The organism is Pseudonocardia nigra (assembly GCF_019396355.1).
GTDB lineage: Bacteria > Actinomycetota > Actinomycetes > Mycobacteriales > Pseudonocardiaceae > Pseudonocardia > Pseudonocardia nigra.
This window is the reverse complement of sequence record NZ_JAHKRK010000020.1, coordinates 47,490-63,376: the sequence shown is the minus strand read 5'-3', so window position 1 is coordinate 63,376 and position 15,887 is coordinate 47,490. Positions and strand designations below refer to the sequence as shown.

The following is a 15,887-nucleotide window of genomic DNA, read 5'->3' as shown; positions in this document are numbered from 1 at the left end:
CCACGCGTATCGGCCCACCGCCCGCCGCGACGTACCCGAGTACGAGGAAGTCGTGGGCGTGGCGGTGGGTCGGCACGAAGCCGTTCGCGTCGGGGGTGTGCACGACGCTCACCGGCGGCACCCCCGGCACCCGGTCGTAGGCGTACACCGGGACGTCCCCGGCGACCGGGCGTCCCGTGGGCACGGGCGGCCGGACGACCGAAAATCGCCCCATCCCTCCCGCAGATCGACCATTGGCCGAAGGTGGGGCGCCTTCGACACTCGCTGGTGTCACCGGAACATCGTCGCATCAGGAGTGGAGACCCACCATGACCGAGCACACGTCGCCCCGGACGGGCCAGGACCGCAGCTATCTGCCCGGGATGGGCCGGGATCCGCTGCTGCCGATCTACGACACGTTCACGCGGGTGCTCGGGGTGCCCACCGCCCACCGGTTCCTCGCCGACCGCGCCGGGATCGCGCCGGGGCAGGACGTGCTCGAGATCGGGTGCGGCACGGGCAACCTCGCCCTGCTCGTCAAGCGCCGGTACCCGGACGCGCGGGTCGTCGGGCTCGACCCCGACCCACTGGCATTGGCGCGGGCCGCGCGTAAGGCCGCCCGACGGGGGCTGACCGTGCGGCTCGACCGCGGGTTCGGGGACACGCTCCCCTACCCGGACGGCAGTTTCGACCGCGTGCTCTCGGCGTTCATGTTCCACCACCTCGACGCGGCCGAGAAGCCCGCCGTGCTGCGCGAGGTCGTGCGGGTGCTCCGGCCCGGCGGCCGGCTGCACCTGCTCGACATCGGCGGCTCCGCGCACCCGTCGCACGGGTTCCTCGCGAGACGGACGCATGCGAGCCCGCGGATCCAGGACAACCTGAGCGACCGCATCCCCGCCCTCATGCGGGAGGCGGGCCTCGCCGACGCGCGCGAGACCCACCACGTGCGCATCCGGGCGGGCCGGTGCGCGGTGTTCGAGGGGACCCGCTGACGCCCGTCAGAGCCAGCCGTGGTCGCGCGCCAGCTGCACGGCCTCCATGCGGGTGCCCGCCCCGAGCTTATGCATCGCCGACGACAGGTAGTTGCGCACGGTGCCGGGCGAGAGGTGGACGCGCCGGGCGATGTCGGCGGCCGTGCCGGACGTGTCGACGCTGCGCAGCACCTCGAGCTCGCGGTCGGTGAGCGGGCAGTCCTCCGTCATCAGGGCCGTCATGGCGAGGTCGGGGTCGACGTACCGGCCGCCCCGGTGCACGCGGCGGATGACGTCGGCGAGCAGCGTGGCCGGCGCGCTCTTGGTGACGAAGCCGGTCGCGCCGGCGGCGAGCGCCCGGCGCAGCACCCCGGGCCGGGCGTGCCGGGTGAGGATGATGCAGCGGGTGGCGGGCTGGTTGGCGGCCACCCACTGGGCCACCTCGGCGCCGTCGTGCCCCGGCATCTCGACGTCCAGCACGGCGACGTCCGGGCGGTGCTGCTGGACCACGCGGATGGCCTCGTCGCCGGTGCCGGCCTCGGCGACGACGGTGAGGTCGGGCTCGAGGCCCAGCAGCGCCCCCACCGCCCCGCGGGTGAGCGACTCGTCGTCGGCGAGGACCAGGCGGATCTGCCCCGATGCCGGCCCTGCGGTCACCGGGCCGCCCCCGGCAGCACGGCGTCGAGCCGAAAGGTGCCGTCCGGGGCGAGGCCGGCGTCGAGCCGGCCCGCGTGCTCGTCGAGGTACCTGCTGAGCGCCGCCAGCCCGGTGCCCGGGTCGCGGTCGTCGGCGGGCAATGCCCCGTCGTTGACGATTTCAGGCTCGCGTTGCCGTCGGCCACCTCGATCTCGATCGTGCAGTGGCTCGGCTCCGAGTGCCGCAGCACGTTGGTGATCGCCTCCCGGAGCACCCGGCCGAGGACGTTGCGCGCGGTGGGGCCGACCGTCTCGGGGTCGCCCCGGACCACCAGCGTGACCCCGGCGGAGTCGAGCACGGCGCGGGCCCCGACCAGCTCGGTGGCAAGATCGGTGCTGCGTGTCTCGCGAACCAGCGCTCGCACCTCGGTGAGCGACTCGCGGGCCACCCGCTGCACCTCCTCCATCTCGGCCTTGGCGCGGTCGAAGGCCGCGCTGCTGCCCGCGGGGAGCCCGTCGGCGGCCAGCAGCCGGGAGGCGAGCTCGCTCTTGAACGCGACCACCTCCAGCGCGTACCCGAGGATGTCGTGCAGGTCGTCGGCGAGCCGCAGCCGCTCGCGGGCGGTGGCGAGCTCGGCGGCGGTGCGCCGCGAGTCGTCCATGTCGACGACGGCCTTGAGCCACCAGAGCCGCTCGACGTCGATCGTCCACATCGAGGCGACGTAGAACGTGGCGAACCCGACCGCGAGCCACGGCTGCACTCCGTAGGGGGCGAAGAGCGGAGCGGCGACGAGGTAGCTCCCGACCAGCATGACGACCGATGCGCCGACCACCCACACGGCGACCCGGCGGGCCCGGAGGCCCCCGACGATGTCGCCGAGCAACACGCCGGTGACGATTGCCCACATGAAGCCCACCGGGCTCGTGGCCATGCCGGAGAACACCGTGGCGAGGCCGACGACCGCGGCCACGAGGACGAACCAGAGCGGGGCGGGCCGTCCCAGCGCGATGCGGTGCCGCCGGACCCGCCACGCGTGCAGGCCGAGCGCCACGACGAACAGGGCGAACACCGGCCAGTCCGAGAGAAGGCCCTGCTGGCCCACCAGCACCGCGTACGCAGGCACGGCCAGCATCCAGGCCACGGTGATGACCAGGCCGATCACGCTGAACCGCCGAGCGGCCTTCAGCTTGCGCTCCTCGGCGCCGCCCAGCGGTGACACGTCCACGATCGAACGGTAACGGAACCCCCCGACGGAGACGCCGGGGCGATGACAGCTGTCATGCCACTGCCTGCACGGTGTCAGTCCCGCCGGTGACCGCGGGGACTACTGGGCACCCCGCCCTTTCGGCCACAGTGGTCGCCATGACACAGACGCCTGCCACCGCCGCGGCCCCGGTCGCACCCGACCGGGCAGCCTCTGAGTACGCCGTGGAGGTGCAGGGCCTCCGAGTCCGCTACGGCGACTTCGAGGCCGTGCGCGGCATCGACCTGGAGGTCCGGCGCGGGGAGATCTTCGCGCTGCTGGGCACGAACGGTGCAGGGAAGACCACCACGCTAGAGGTGCTGGAGGGGTTCGGCAGCCGCAGCGGCGGCACCGTCTCCGTCCTGGGCCTCGATCCGGCCACCGACCGGGCCGCCCTGCGCGAGCGCATGGGTGTGCAGCTGCAGGAGGGCGGCTTCGTCGACGAGCTCACGGTGCTCGAGACCCTCCGCCTCTGGGACCGCCTGGTGGACCGCCGGGACCGCCCGGAGCGGCTGCTCGACCGCTTCGAGCTCGCCTCCCGCCGGGACGTGCGCGTGGGGAAGCTGTCCGGCGGGGAGAAGCGGCGGCTCGACCTCGCGCTCGCCGTGTGGGGTTCGCCCGAGCTCGTCATCCTCGACGAGCCGACGACGGGCCTCGACCCCGAGTCGCGCCGGCGCACCTGGGACGCCATCCAGGAGCTGCAGGAAGCCGGCCGCACGGTCGTGCTGACGACGCACTACCTCGAGGAGGCCGAGGCGCTCGCCGACCGTGTCGCGATCATGCACGAGGGGCAGGTCGCGGTCGCCGGGACGCTGACGGAGATCGTCGCCACCCAGCCGGCCGGCTTCAGCGCGACGCTGCCGGAGACGGTCGTCGATCTCCCGGAGCTCAGCGGCTCGGTGCACCGCGACGGCGAGCGGGTGCGGGTTTGCACCGACGACCTGCAGGGGGACCTCACCGCGTTCCTGACCTGGGCGGCCGCTCGAGGGGTGCGGCTGCCCGACCTGCGGGCGGCACCGGCCTCGCTGGCCGACATCTACCACGCGGTCCGCAACGAGCAGCTGGAGGCGAACGCCCGATGACCACCGCCGCCGCGCCCCGGCACACGCAGTTCAGCCGGGTACTGGCGCTCACCACGACCGAGCTGCAACTGCTCCTGCGCAACAAGACGGTCGCCGTCTCGTCGATCCTGCTGCCGCTCGCACTCGGCCTCTTCTGGGCCTACAGCTTCCCGGCGGGCGAGGACCTGCGGATGCAGGCGATGGTCGTGACCCTGCAGCTCATCGTCGTGGTGGGCATGGGCGTCTACGTCACCGCGACCACCACGCTGGTCGCCCGCCGCCACGCGAGGGTGCTCAAGCGGATGCGGACCAGCGGCATCTCCGACCGCGGCCTACTCACCGCGACGCTCGCGCCCACCGTCGTGCTGGCCCTCGGCCAGCTCGTGGTCTTCGCAGTGATCAACACGGTGTCCGGCGTGCCGCTGCCCGTCGAGCCGCTCTGGCTGGTCGTGGCGATCGCCGGCGGGTTCGCGCTCGCGCTCACGGCCGCCCTGGCGACCGCCGTCGTCACCCCCTCCCCGGAGCGCGCGCAGATCACCACGCTGCCGTTCACGTTCGTCGTGCTCGGGGCCGCGGCCGTCGTGCCGCTCGTACCGGCCGACGGTGTGCTGCAGGCGCTGGTCGCCGTACCTGGCGCGGCCGTCGGCACTCTGGTGCAGGCGGCCTATACCGGTGAGATGTGGGGCGGGGATGCGTTCGGCATCCCGGCCGTCGTCTTCCCGCTGCTCGCCCTGTCGGTCTGGGCGCAGGTCTTCGTGTGGTTCGCCCGCAAGCGGTTCCGTTGGGACCCGCGGCACTGACCGGTCCCGCGGCGTGGGTCAGCGCCGCGTGTCCACCCGGTGGAAGTTCAGGTGCGCCCGCGACGGCGTCGGCCCCCGCTGCCCCTGGTAGCGCGAGCCGACGCCGTGGCTGCCGTACGGGCGCTCGGCCGGGCTGGAGAGCCGGAACAGGCACAGCTGACCGATCTTCATCCCCGGCCACAGCGTGATGGGCAGGTTCGCGACGTTCGACAGCTCGAGCGTGATGTGCCCAGTGAACCCGGGGTCGATGAACCCGGCCGTGGAGTGCGTGAGCAGGCCGAGGCGCCCGAGGCTCGACTTGCCCTCCAGCCGGCCCGCCAGGTCGTCGGGCAGCGAGACGGACTCGAACGTCGAGCCGAGCACGAACTCGCCGGGGTGCAGCACGAACGGCTCGTCCCCGTCGGTCTCGACGGGAGTGGTCAGCTCGTCCTGCTGCTGCGCGGGGTCGATGTGGGTGTAGCGGGAGTTCTGGAACACCCGGAAGTAGCGGTCCAGCCGCACGTCGATGCTCGACGGCTGGAGCATGGCAGGCTCCCACGGGTCGAGCACCAGGCGTCCGGCCTGGAGCTCCTTGCGCAGGTCACCGTCGGACAGCAACACCCGGTCAGACTAGACAGCCGCTCGCCGCGGCCCGTCAGACCTCCGTGTTCGTGGGGAACGGCGAGGTCAGCAGCGGCGACGGGCACAGCCCGAACATCCAGGCCACGGCCTGCTCGACGCGGGCCGCCTCGAGCCCGTCCGGTGTCACATCCGGGACGACCGGTGCGGCCCGCAGCAGCTGGCGGACCGTGGTCATGACCGCCGGGCTGCCGATGCTGCGGATCGAGTCGCCCGGATGCGGGATGTGCGGCCCGTCCACGAGCACGGCCGGCGTGCCCAGCCCGGGTGCGTCGGTGACCAGCTCGGGGTCGTCGGAGACGAGCACGGTGCTCGCCGCGATGAGCCCCACCAGCTCCGCGAGCGGCAGGGTGCGCACGACCGTGGCCCGGTCGTTCTCCAGGAGGGGGTAGGCGACCCCGTGCCCCGCCAGCTCGCCGTAGAGGACGATCTCGATGTCCGGCTCCCGGTCGAGCAGGTCGGGCAGGCCCGCGAGGACGCCGAGGGAGTCGGCTCGGTCCAGCCCGACGAGCACCACCCGCGGACCGCCCGACCGCACCCGCCGGACGAGCCGCGCGAACCGGAGGTCGGCGGGCTGCGGGTTGCTCGCCATGGTGTCGCCGACCGGGATCGTGTTCGGACCGATCGGGCTGCCGAGCGCGGTGCCGCCCGTGGTGAGGAAGAGCGACGCGAGCTGACCGATGACCCGCCGGTTCGCCTCCTGCGGGAACGGGCAGAGCAGGTCGTCCGTGGCGACCCCGGCCTGCAGGTGCACCACCGGGATCTGCCGCCAGAACGCCACCTGGGCCGCCACCACCGGCGTCATGCCGCCGCCGTAGACCATCACCGCGGACGGGTCGAGATCGACGAGCAGCTCGTCGAGCCGCGTCATGAGCATCGCGGCGACCGCGGCGGGCTGCGGGCTCGGCGGCTCGCGCAGCAGCTGCGTGACGTCGGCGGGCACCCCGAGCGCCTCGAACGCCTCGTGCACGGACATGGGATCGGGGCCGGTGGCGACGGTGAGCGCACGGATGCGGTCGGCATCGGCGAACGCGGTGGCGACGGGGGCGAGGCGCGCGACCTCAGGGCGGCTGCCGGCGATGAGAAGCACGTCGTGGTCGTGCTCCTGAACCGGGAGCGAGCCCAGGTCGGGGTCGAACTCGGTCATGCTCGGGGTCCTAACGGCCGGGGGAGCTGGCCTGCTGGGGGCCCTAGCAGTGTGAACCGACGGCTGCCCGGAGGTCGAGGTCAGAGACCCTGCAGAGATGCCGTTAGGGTGAGAACCACCCTGATGGGTGCACGGAGGAGGGCTTGCTCGTCACGGAGTGTGAGGTGCTAAGCTGCTTGCAACACACTGCGGATGTAGTTCAATGGTAGAACATCAGCTTCCCAAGCTGAATACGCGGGTTCGATTCCCGTCATCCGCTCTTACCACGAAGGCCCAGGCCAGAGGACGAATCCTCCGGTCCTGGGCCTTCGTCGTTCCCCGGCGTCTCACGGCTCCGGGCCATTCGTAGGCCACTCATTGCGCTGGGACGAGTGCGCCGGCCATCCCCCGAACCCGTCGTCACGGTCATCCGCGCCGTGGTCCACGCCCTCGACGTCTGCGTTCGGGCTGGTTCTATTCAATCGTGCGCCCCGTGGCACCTCGCCTAGCGTCGGGTGGCCGGCGTCCAGGTGCTCTACTTCGCCGCGGTGTCGCGCATCCCGATCGGCGTCGCGATGCTCCTCGTGTTCACCTCGCCGATCCTGGTCGCCCAGTGGGTGCGGTTCGTCCGCCGCACGGTCCTGCCCGCTCGGATCTGGGTGGGCACGGTGCTCGCACTGGCCGGGCTCGCCGTGGTGGCGCAGGTGTGGCAGGGCCTGCGCCTGGACGCGGTTGGGTTGGTGACCGGCGTCGGCGCGGCGCTGTGCTCGGCGGCGTACTTCCTGGTCGCCGAGCACGCGACGGCCACGGTTGGGCCGCTGGGCCTGGTCACCTGGGGCATGGTGGTCGGCGCCGCCGCGATCTTCGTGGTCGCGCCGCCGTGGTCGATCCCGCTCGACCGGCTCGTCGCGGGCGCGGACTTCGGCGGCCGGCACGTTCCGGTGTGGACGCTGCTGGTCACCTGCGCGGTGCTGTCGACAGCTGTGGCGTACGTGCTGTCGACCAGCGCGCTGCGCGACCTGCCGGCGAACGTGGTCAGCGTGCTCGCACTGTGCGAGCCGATCGTGGCCGCGGCCTTGGCCTGGCTGGCGCTCAGCCAGTCGCTGACCGTGGCCCAGCTCGCCGGCGCCGCGGTGCTGCTGGCCGGCGCGACCGTGGTGCAGCTCGCCGCGCGCGCACCCGTCACGGCGCCGGGCGGGGACCGATGAGCCGACCATGGACCCGACGCGACGCGAACGGCGCACAGGTGCCTACTTGATGCCGACGACCATCGCGTCGGGCCCGACGAGCGGTTCCACATAGCTGTGGCGGAAGCCCACGTCGGCCATCCACGAGCGGCAGTCGGCGCCGGTGTAGTCGAAGCCGCCGTCGGTCTCGATGAGCATGTTCAGGCTCATGAGCAGGCCGAAGGTGTTCGCGCGGCGCTCGTCGTCGATGATGCTGTCGTAGACGATCAGTGCGCCGCCGTCCGGCAGTGCCCGGTAGGCCTTCCGGAGGAGCAGCAGCTTCTCCTCGAGGTTCCAGTCGTGGAGGATGTGCCCCATGACGAGCACGTCGGCCGTGGGCAGCGGGTCGACGAAGAAGTCGCCGGGATGGAACCGCATCCGGTCGGCCACGCCGAGCGAGCCCACGTACTCCTCGAACACCGGCCCGACGGGAGGCAGGTCGAACCCGCCGCCCGTGAGATGTGGGTGACGCAGGGCCAGTTGCGCCGGCACGCATTCCTCCGCCGCGCCGACGTCGATGACGGTGTCGTACCGCTCCCAGGGGAACTTCTCCGCGACGGCCAGTGCCGCGCCCATGCTGATGCCGGTCATCGCGTGCAGGAACTGCTTCAGTCGGGCGGGGTCCTGGTAGATCGTGGCGAAGAAGTCCTCGCCCGCCTTCACCTCGTTCTGCGGGCGGCCGGTCCGTAGCGCATCGGTGAGCGAGCCCCAGAACGGGTAGAGCCGCGCGCCCGCCATCTCGAGGATCCCGCCGATGTAGGACGGCTTGGCGCGGTCGAGGAACAGATCGGTGGCCGCCGTGTTGGCGTACTCGTCGCCCGTCCGCTCGAGCATCCCGACGGACACCAGCGCGTCCAGGAAGTCGGACGTGCCGCGGGGCTGCAGTCCCAGCTCGGCCACCACCTCCTTGGCGGTGAGCGGCCGCCGGGCCAACGTCGTGAACAGCCCGATCTCCACCGCGCTCAACAGCGTCTTGGACGCCCAGAACCCCAGCCCGAGCTGCAGGATGGCGTCGGGTGTCGCCTCGTCCGTGGTCATGGCGCTCTCCTCGTCGTCCCGGAGGTGTTCGAGACCTGGGATGCTCCGGCGAGGGACCCGGGCCGCACATGGGGGAGAGCCGCCATCCGGACAGCGGGCGGCCCCCATCTAACGCGGCGCCGCGCCCAGCGTGCGGGCCGCGAACGCCACGACTTCGGATCGGTTCCCGACGCCCGCCTTCACGGCGATGTTGGCGATGTGGCGCTCGACCGTGCGTGGCGACAGGTAGAGGCGGGCGGCGATCTCCCTGGTGGGCAGGCCCGCGGCGAGCAGGTGGAGGACCTCGAGCTCCCGCGCCGTGACACCGACCGCGCGCAGCGGGCCGGGCGTGTCCGCCTCGGCGCGACGCCGGGGAACCGGCGAACCCGCCTTGCGCAGCAGCGAACGGCACGCCGACGCCATGCGCTGCTCCCCGCGACCGTCGAAGAAGACCAGTGCCTCACGCAGCCACTGCACGGGCTCGCCCCAACCGTCGGCCAGCGCGGCCTCGGACAGCAGGCGCCGCCCGAGCTGACGCATCCACTCGTGGTCGCCGAGCGCGCGGTCGCCCTCCCCCGCCAGGCCCTCGGCGCGTCGCGACTGCCCGGCTCGTCCGGCGGCGACCGCGCGTGCGTAGCGGAGGAAGGCGCTGACCAGGAAATGCACGGACGCCTCGGTCACCCGGGACTCCGCTGCCGCATCCCCGGTCCCGTCGAGCCGGCGGACCAGCGCCAGCATCCCGGCGCAGGGGACAGCGGAGTAGTCACCGCCGGGGCCGGCCGACGCGCTGGCCACGGCGGCTTCGAGATGGTGCCGCGCCGACCGGCGGTCCTCCTCGCGGAAGGCCAGGACCGCGGCGGCGAACGAGGTCTTCACCTCGACGTCCGGAGTCCCGGGTGCGTGCGCGTGCGCGTCCTGGATGCAGCGCTGCATCTCCTCACCTCGCCCGGCGCGGGCATGGACGTGCGCCTCCAACGCCACGGCCGCCGCCAGCGTCTGGTCCAGGCCGTACCTCCTCGCCAGCTCCGCCGAGCGGTGCGCGGCGGACGCAGCGGGCTCGGGGTCGTCCCGGACGGCGAGGGCGGCGGCGATCTGCACGTCGACGACGGCCGCGGTCGCCAAGGCGCCCTGGGCCACCGCGAGGTTCCTCGCCTCCTCGAGCCGGGCCACCGGCGCCCCGCGCAGCAGGTCGATCGTCCCCAGCTCGTGCAGCGCCCGCGCCCGCCACAGCGTGAGGCCATGGGCCTCGGCGAGCGTCAGTGCCCGGCCGAACACGGCCTCGGCGGCCGCCAGGTCGCGCCGCCGCTCGCTCCTGCCGAGGACCTCCAGCGCTTCACACGCCACGTCGGGCAGGCCGAGGCGTTCCGCGGCCTCCAGCGCGCACCGGGCGAGCGCCGGCGCTTGCTCGGGCTCGCGCCGGATCGCGCTCTGGGCCCGGACGACCTCCACGCGGGCGGCGAGACCTTCGTCCGGCGCCGTCGCGCCCTCGGCGCGGGCTCGCCGCAGGAGCTCGTCCGCCTCGTTCCAGCGTGTCGCCGCCAGTGCGGCCCGGGCGAGGCGGAGATGGACTTCCGCCCGTCGTCGGGCCTGGCCGCGGTCGTTCCCCAGCCGCGTCAACAGGGCGGCGCCCACGGCGCGGGCGCGGTCCCGCTTGCCGGCCAGCGACAGCACCTCGGAAAGGCACTCGTCGATGTCAAGCCCGCTCGGGTCGTCCGCCGCCAGCAGCCCGCGCCCGCGCTCGAGGGCGGCCTCTGCGCTCGCCAGCGCACCTCGCCGGAGGCTCCGCCTGCCGGCTTCGAGCAGGAGCACGGCCGCCCGGCGGCGGTCTCCCGCCCCCTCGGCCAGCTCGGCGGCGAGCTCGCACCAGTCGTCCTCCAGCTCCGGATGCCTCGCCTCGACCGCCTCGAGTGCCCGACGCGACAACGCGGCCAGCTCGGGCGGGAGGAGCTCGCCCAGCACGGCGTCCCGCGAGAGCGCGTGCCGGAACCGGAACGTCGCGTCAGCGCGGTCGACGCAGACGATGCGCGCGTCGACGGCCGCGCGCAACGCCGCGAGGACCTCGTCGCCGCCGAGTCCCGTGATCGCGGGGACGAGGCTCCACTCGAAGCGCCGCCCGAGCACGGCTGCGGCGACGAGCACGTCCCGGGTGGGTCGGCCGAGCGCGCCGAGCCGCCGCCGCATGCTCTCGGCGAAGGTGAGGGGGACGAGCGGCTCGGCGGTGCTCGACCGCGTCCACGAGTCCCCGTGCGCGACGAGCGCGCCCGACGTCACGGCTACGGCCAGCACTTCCTCCACCAGGAACGGAACGCCGTCCGCCCGGGCGGCGACCTCGAGCACGTCGTCCGGCACGGTGTCGGCGCCCAGACACGAGCCGACCATCTCGGCCACCTCCGGCCGGCCGAGGCGGGCCAGGGCGACGATCCTCGACGCCCGCCTCGCGGACAGCGACCGGCCGAGCTCGAGCCCGGCCGACGGGTCCTCGTCGCGCACGGTCACCACACACAGGACGCGCTCCGAGGCCAGGTTGTCAGCCAGGTACTCGACGATCCGGAGCGTCTCCGGATCGGCCCAGTGGAGGTCCTCGAGCACGACGAGGCACCCCCGGTCGCCGGCCAGGACGCGCAGCAGCCGCAGCACCCCCTCGGCGAGGGCGATCACCGAGTCGTCGGCACTGGCACCGTCCGTGCGCCACTCCGGGACCAGCCATCCGAGTACGGCCCGGAACGGCCGCAGGCCGGGCGCGTCCGCGAGGGCGCCGCCACGGACGACCGAGCACACCGCCTCGGTGAGCGGCCGGTAGGCCTGTGGGGTGGCGGCGGGCACCGCGCGGCCGCGCAGGACCGGCAGGCCACGGTCCTCCACGTCGGCGGCCACCACCTGTGCGAGCCGGGACTTGCCGATCCCGGCCTCGCCCACCACGAACAGCACGCCGCCCCGGCCACCGACGGCCCGCTCGAACGCGGCGCGGAGCACATCGATCTCGTCGGCGCGCCCGACGACCCGGGACGCCAGCAGCGGTTCGCGCCGCGACCGGTGTCCTCGACCCTCCCGCCCGGTGGCCACCCGCTCATGATGACCCGTTCCGGCCCCGCTGCCGATGTCGACCGGCGCCCGGGCGAGGCCCCGACCCCAGTGCGCCGGTCCCATCCCGCACGGAGGTTGGATGGCCGGGTGGGCGGCCTCGATCTGCACCTCGACCTGCACGCCGGGGACGGACGGCAGCGTGCGCTCGAGATGGCGCTGCGCGAGGCGGTGCGGTCGGGCAGGCTGCGGGCGGGGACGCGCCTTCCAGGCTCGCGCAGCCTGGCCGCGGATCTCGGGCTGTCCCGCGGGACGGTCGTGCAAGCGTACTCGCAGCTGATCGCCGAGGGGTGGCTGCTCGGGAAGCCCGGCTCGGGCACGGTCGCGAGCCACGTCCCCGCCCCTGCGCAACCCGCACCGGCGCCGCCCGCGCCTTCCATCGCCCGGCCGTCGGCGATCGACCTGCGTCCCGGCCGCCCCGACCTGGACACGTTCCCCCGCGCGGTCTGGGCTGCCGCGGTCCGGCGCGCGCTGGCCGGGAGCTCGACGGCGCTGGACTACGGCGAGCCCGCCGGGCTGCCCGTCCTCCGCGCGGCCCTCGCCGAGCACGTCTCGCGAACGCGCGGCGTGCGCGCGAGTGCGGAGACGGTGATCGTCACGGCGGGGTTCAGCCAGGCGCTCGCGCTGCTGGGCCGCGCGGTCCGCGGCCTCGGGATGTCGGATGCGGCCGTGGAGGACCCGGGGTTCGCACGGCACCGGGAGCTGTTGCGCGCGGCCGGGCTGCGGCTGTCCCCGCTGCCGGTCGACGCCGAGGGACCGGATCCGGCGGGCCTGCCCGCGCGGCCCGCGCTGGTCCTGCTCACCCCCGCCCACCAGCACCCCTGCGGGGTCGTTCTGGCGCCCGCGCGGCGGGCCGCGTTCGTCGACCGGGCCCGGCGGGACGGCGCGATCCTCGTCGAGGACGACTACGACGGCGAGTTCCGCTACGACGGGCAGCCGGTCGGGGCGATGCAACCGCTCGACCCCGACCGGGTCGTCTTCGGCGGCAGTGCGAGCAAGACGCTCGCCCCCGGGCTGCGCCTCGCCTGGCTGGTGGTCCCGCCGGCGCTTCGGCAGCCACTGCTGGACGCGGTGGTGGACACCGGCACCACCGTGCCGGTGATCGAGCAGCTCGCCCTCGCCGACCTGATCCGCCGGGGTGACCTCGACCGTCACGTGCGACGCGTCCGGCGCGCCTACCGCGAACGCCGGGAGCAGCTCGCCGCACGCCTCGCGGATGTGTCGGCCCCACCGCTCGCCGGGGTCGCGGCGGGCCTGCACGCACTACTGCCCCTCGAGTCGGCCGACCGCGAGCACCGGCTCGTCGCCGCGGCCCGCCGAGCCGGCGTGCAGCTGCACGGCCTGCACACCGCCGGCTACTGGCACCTGCCCGACCCGGAGCGGCAGGCCGCCCTCGTGCTCGGGTACGCCACCCCGCCCGCACACGCCTGGCGGCGATCCCTCGACGCGCTGGCCGCGCTGCTCAGCGGGACGCCGGCCGGATAGCGAACGCGTCGCGCCAGCACGGGTGGTGCGCGACCCACCCGAGCTCGGTGCGGGCCCGGGTGTTGTCCGCCCCGCGGGCCCACGCCGGCCGCTCCGCGCCGCGGTCCACCGGGGGCGGCGGCGCCCCGACGGCGGCGCAGAAGGCCGGCATCCACTCGTACGCGGCCGCCGGGTGGTCGTCGCAGATGTTCACCGCCCCGGTGGGCCAGTTCAGCGCGGCCACCGCGGCCGCCGCGGCGTCGTCGACGTGCACGAAGCTGGTGACGTCGCCCTTCGCCACGAGCCGGCCGGCGCGCGCGTCCCCCGCCCGCACCCCGTCCGGGGCGAACCACGTGCCGGGGCCGTGGAACATGCCGTAGCGGAGCACGACCCACTCCGGGGCCTCGCCGACCGCCTCCTCGAGGGCGGCGACGCCGTGGACGGTGGACCGCCGGGGCTCGGGCGCGTCCCGGTCGAGCGGCGTGTCCTCGGCGGCGGGCCCGTCACCGCCCGCGTAGGCCCACGCGATGCTCTGCGCCACGATGCGGCGTGCGCCCGCGTCGAGCGCGGCGTTGACGAGGTGCCGCGTGCCCACCCGGCGCAGCTCGGAGTTCGCGGTGAGGTCGGCCCTGCCGAGGTCCGTCAGCTGGTGCACGACGACGTCGGGCGCCGAGTCCCGCACCGCCGCCGCGAGCGCGCGGCCGTCCCGGGCGTCGGCCACGACCGGCTCGGCGCCGGCCGCGCGCAGCCCGGCAGCGCGCTCGGGGCGGCGGGTGAGGGCGGTGACGTGGTGGCCGTCGGCGATCAGCAGCGGAAGCAGCCGCCTCCCGACGACGCCCGTTGATCCGGCCAGGAAGACGCGCACGGTCAGTCCCGTCGCGCAGCGCGCAGGTGGTGCCGCCGGGCCAGCTCGGCCTCGTCGACGAGGGTCAGCATCGGCTCAGCCCGCACCCCCATCATGACCACCACGAACCGGCTCCACGCATCCCGCAGGCTGTTGCCGGCCTGATAGTGGATGACGTCGCCCCCCGGCTCCCAGAACGTCTCGCCCGCCCGGATGATCCGCTCCGGCTCGCCCTCCAGCTCGAACACCATCTCGCCCTCGAGCATGTAGCCGTACACGGGCCCGGAGTGCCGGTGCGGCGGCGTCCCCGGATCCCCGGGCGGCAGCTCGACCAGCGCCGTCATCACCTCGGCCGGTTCCCGGAGGGGTGGGAGCGGCTGGTGGGACAGCGTGGTGACCAGGGTGTTCGAGACCTGCTGCGTGGACATGCCCCGACGGTATGACCGAGCGGTTCGCTCGGGTGGACCAGATCACGCTCGTTCTGTTGTACCGGTTCCGGCCCACGAGCAGCGCGTCGTCGACGGCGGAGACCGCCACCTCCCGAACCGCCGTGACGGCGACACCGGCGGATTCCGGGGTGGCCGCGAGGAGTGCCCACACGGCCGCGAGCTCGGGACAGTGCGGGCTGAAACGCGCCGTCGTCCGCGATCCGCACCAGCTCCGTGTGGGTCTCCAGGCAGAAAGCGCAGGCGTGTAGCTCGGCGATGCACACGGCCAGGTACTTGCGCTCCGCGGGCGACCAGAACGACGAGCCCGCATCACCTCGGCGGTGAGGTCGAGCAACGGGCCGCCGAGGAACTCCGGCCGGTAGGGCATCGACTTCGCAACGTCGGCCATCTCCGCCTGGGACAGCCGTGCCACGGCGGCCAGGAACAGCCTGGTTCGGCGGCGGTGGCCGTGGTCGAGCACGTCGAGTCGCATGGTTCGGTTTCGTCAGAAGCCTCGGTCAACGGCATCAAGAGGACAAGCATTTCAAGCCGGTCCCGAGGACATACATCTGATCGGCCCTACCGCTGAGGTACCAGCGTCCACGCTCCGTCAGCACCTACTTCGACTAACGCCGCATCCGTGCCGCTGACATCGAAAAACACTGTCCCTCTGAATTTTCCGATCTCGTTCACGACAAGATCCGGCCCGGTCCTGTGCCGGTCGGTCATCAACTTGACGGTGAAGTTGCTCTCCCCCGAGTGGGAGACATCGACGGTGTCTGGAGCGGTCTCAAGGAGCACCACGGCGTCACCTGTCCCGCTGACCGGCTGCGCGCCGTCGTATCGTGCGGCTAGATCCAGGCCTCCAATGGTCAGCGTCCACGGACCCTCAGCTTTCACTTGCACACGCGACGTCACTCCTCCACGCATCCCCAGCCACCGCATTCCGCTGTACGGGCCGCCGGTGAAGTGCGAGATCACTTGCTCGTCGATTCCCGCGTTGGTGGTTACCTCGGCGCGATCGCCACACCGAGGACAATCGAAAGCGAGGACTCCGACCTCGACCGGTGTGGTGAGATCTACGACGTCCGTACCAGCACCGTGATACACCTGCTTCGGGATCGACGAATCCGGTATGGACGTCGGGGTAGGCGCAACACGAGAGGGTGGGGACGAACTCCGGGCAACTGTTGAGGGCAACGTTTCCCTGGCGACCGCATCCTGCTCGATCGGACCCAGGCTCCCCTTCATCATCAGAATCGCGCTGAACCAGCCAGCGGCCACGAGTCCGGCACCGAGCATCAAGAACACTACGATACGGCGCATCTGTCTCCCCGGCCTCGCGTCAGCACTCCAGATGATCTCGGTTCCGGCAGGTGAACCGTTACTCCAG

14 protein-coding genes, 1 tRNA gene and 2 pseudogenes are annotated in these 15,887 nt (G+C 73.4%); 6 read left to right on the top strand and 11 right to left on the bottom strand.

All coding sequences use genetic code 11. The annotated features are described in order from the left end of the window. Nucleotides 1-184, bottom strand: a pseudogene (locus KME75_RS08065) (hypothetical protein); the annotation flags it as partial. A 124-nt stretch (nt 185-308) separates the two neighbouring features. Here KME75_RS08065 and KME75_RS08060 point away from each other — a divergent pair. Next, nucleotides 309-971 carry a class I SAM-dependent methyltransferase gene (locus tag KME75_RS08060; RefSeq protein ID WP_219413899.1) on the top strand — a complete coding sequence of 221 codons (663 nt, stop codon included), beginning with the start codon at nt 309-311 and terminating at the stop codon, nt 969-971. A gap of 6 nt (nt 972-977) precedes the next feature. Here KME75_RS08060 and KME75_RS08055 read toward each other — a convergent pair whose 3' ends face one another. The 3 genes and pseudogenes from KME75_RS08055 to KME75_RS46630 all read right to left on the bottom strand — a co-directional run. Beyond that, nucleotides 978-1,607 (bottom strand): response regulator transcription factor, encoded by a 630-nt coding sequence (locus tag KME75_RS08055; RefSeq protein WP_308282640.1) that lies wholly within the window; start codon nt 1,605-1,607, stop codon nt 978-980. Continuing rightward, complete coding sequence (locus KME75_RS08050; protein WP_219413898.1) at nt 1,604-1,747, bottom strand: hypothetical protein; 144 nt, start codon at nt 1,745-1,747, stop codon at nt 1,604-1,606. The genes KME75_RS08055 and KME75_RS08050 overlap by 4 nt, the downstream gene beginning before the upstream one ends. Nucleotides 1,748-2,034: 287 nt before the next feature. Continuing rightward, a pseudogene (locus KME75_RS46630) lies at nt 2,035-2,247 on the bottom strand (histidine kinase); the annotation flags it as partial. A gap of 701 nt (nt 2,248-2,948) precedes the next feature. Between KME75_RS46630 and KME75_RS08040 the strand changes: the two are divergent. Together KME75_RS08040 and KME75_RS08035 are read left to right on the top strand one after the other, a co-directional pair. After that, nucleotides 2,949-3,911, top strand: coding sequence for an ABC transporter ATP-binding protein (locus tag KME75_RS08040; RefSeq protein WP_219413897.1), 963 nt, complete (start codon nt 2,949-2,951; stop codon nt 3,909-3,911). Continuing rightward, nucleotides 3,908-4,690, top strand: coding sequence for an ABC transporter permease (locus KME75_RS08035; RefSeq protein ID WP_219413896.1), 783 nt, complete (start codon nt 3,908-3,910; stop codon nt 4,688-4,690). The genes KME75_RS08040 and KME75_RS08035 overlap by 4 nt, the downstream gene beginning before the upstream one ends. An 18-nt stretch (nt 4,691-4,708) precedes the next feature. Here the strand turns inward: KME75_RS08035 and dcd are convergent, their stop codons facing one another. Together dcd and KME75_RS08025 are read right to left on the bottom strand one after the other, a co-directional pair. Further along, on the bottom strand, nt 4,709-5,290 hold the full coding sequence (dcd, locus tag KME75_RS08030) for a dCTP deaminase (RefSeq protein ID WP_219413895.1): 582 nt from the start codon (nt 5,288-5,290) through the stop codon (nt 4,709-4,711). Between the two features lie 34 nt (nt 5,291-5,324). Further along, complete coding sequence (locus KME75_RS08025) at nt 5,325-6,455, bottom strand: UDP-N-acetylglucosamine 2-epimerase (protein ID WP_219413894.1); 1,131 nt, start codon at nt 6,453-6,455, stop codon at nt 5,325-5,327. A 188-nt stretch (nt 6,456-6,643) separates the two neighbouring features. Here KME75_RS08025 and KME75_RS08020 point away from each other — a divergent pair. Then, nucleotides 6,644-6,714: transfer RNA gene (locus KME75_RS08020), tRNA-Gly, on the top strand. A gap of 235 nt (nt 6,715-6,949) precedes the next feature. Then, nucleotides 6,950-7,642 (top strand): EamA family transporter, encoded by a 693-nt coding sequence (locus KME75_RS08015; RefSeq protein ID WP_308282639.1) that lies wholly within the window; start codon nt 6,950-6,952, stop codon nt 7,640-7,642. Nucleotides 7,643-7,684: 42 nt separating this feature from the next. Here KME75_RS08015 and KME75_RS08010 read toward each other — a convergent pair whose 3' ends face one another. Both KME75_RS08010 and KME75_RS08005 read right to left on the bottom strand, forming a co-directional pair. Next, on the bottom strand, nt 7,685-8,698 hold the full coding sequence (locus KME75_RS08010; RefSeq protein WP_219413893.1) for a methyltransferase: 1,014 nt from the start codon (nt 8,696-8,698) through the stop codon (nt 7,685-7,687). A gap of 108 nt (nt 8,699-8,806) precedes the next feature. Next, nucleotides 8,807-11,881, bottom strand: a complete 3,075-nt coding sequence (locus tag KME75_RS08005; RefSeq protein WP_308282638.1) for an ATP-binding protein — start codon at nt 11,879-11,881, stop codon at nt 8,807-8,809. Here KME75_RS08005 and pdxR point away from each other — a divergent pair. Continuing rightward, a complete protein-coding gene (gene pdxR, locus KME75_RS08000; protein WP_308282637.1) occupies nt 11,849-13,243 on the top strand; it encodes a MocR-like pyridoxine biosynthesis transcription factor PdxR in 1,395 nt (464 codons plus the stop codon). The two genes, KME75_RS08005 and pdxR, sit on opposite strands and share 33 nt — an antisense overlap. Here pdxR and KME75_RS07995 read toward each other — a convergent pair. The 3 genes from KME75_RS07995 to KME75_RS07985 form a co-directional block, all read right to left on the bottom strand. Continuing rightward, a complete protein-coding gene (locus KME75_RS07995; protein WP_219413890.1) occupies nt 13,221-14,087 on the bottom strand; it encodes an NAD-dependent epimerase/dehydratase family protein in 867 nt (288 codons plus the stop codon). The genes pdxR and KME75_RS07995 overlap by 23 nt on opposite strands. 2 nt (nt 14,088-14,089) lie before the next feature. After that, nucleotides 14,090-14,494: a cupin domain-containing protein gene (locus KME75_RS07990; RefSeq protein WP_219413889.1), complete on the bottom strand. Its 405-nt coding sequence runs from the start codon at nt 14,492-14,494 to the stop codon at nt 14,090-14,092. A gap of 579 nt (nt 14,495-15,073) precedes the next feature. Then, nucleotides 15,074-15,799 (bottom strand): hypothetical protein, encoded by a 726-nt coding sequence (locus KME75_RS07985; RefSeq protein WP_219413888.1) that lies wholly within the window; start codon nt 15,797-15,799, stop codon nt 15,074-15,076. Nucleotides 15,800-15,887 lie beyond the last annotated feature (88 nt).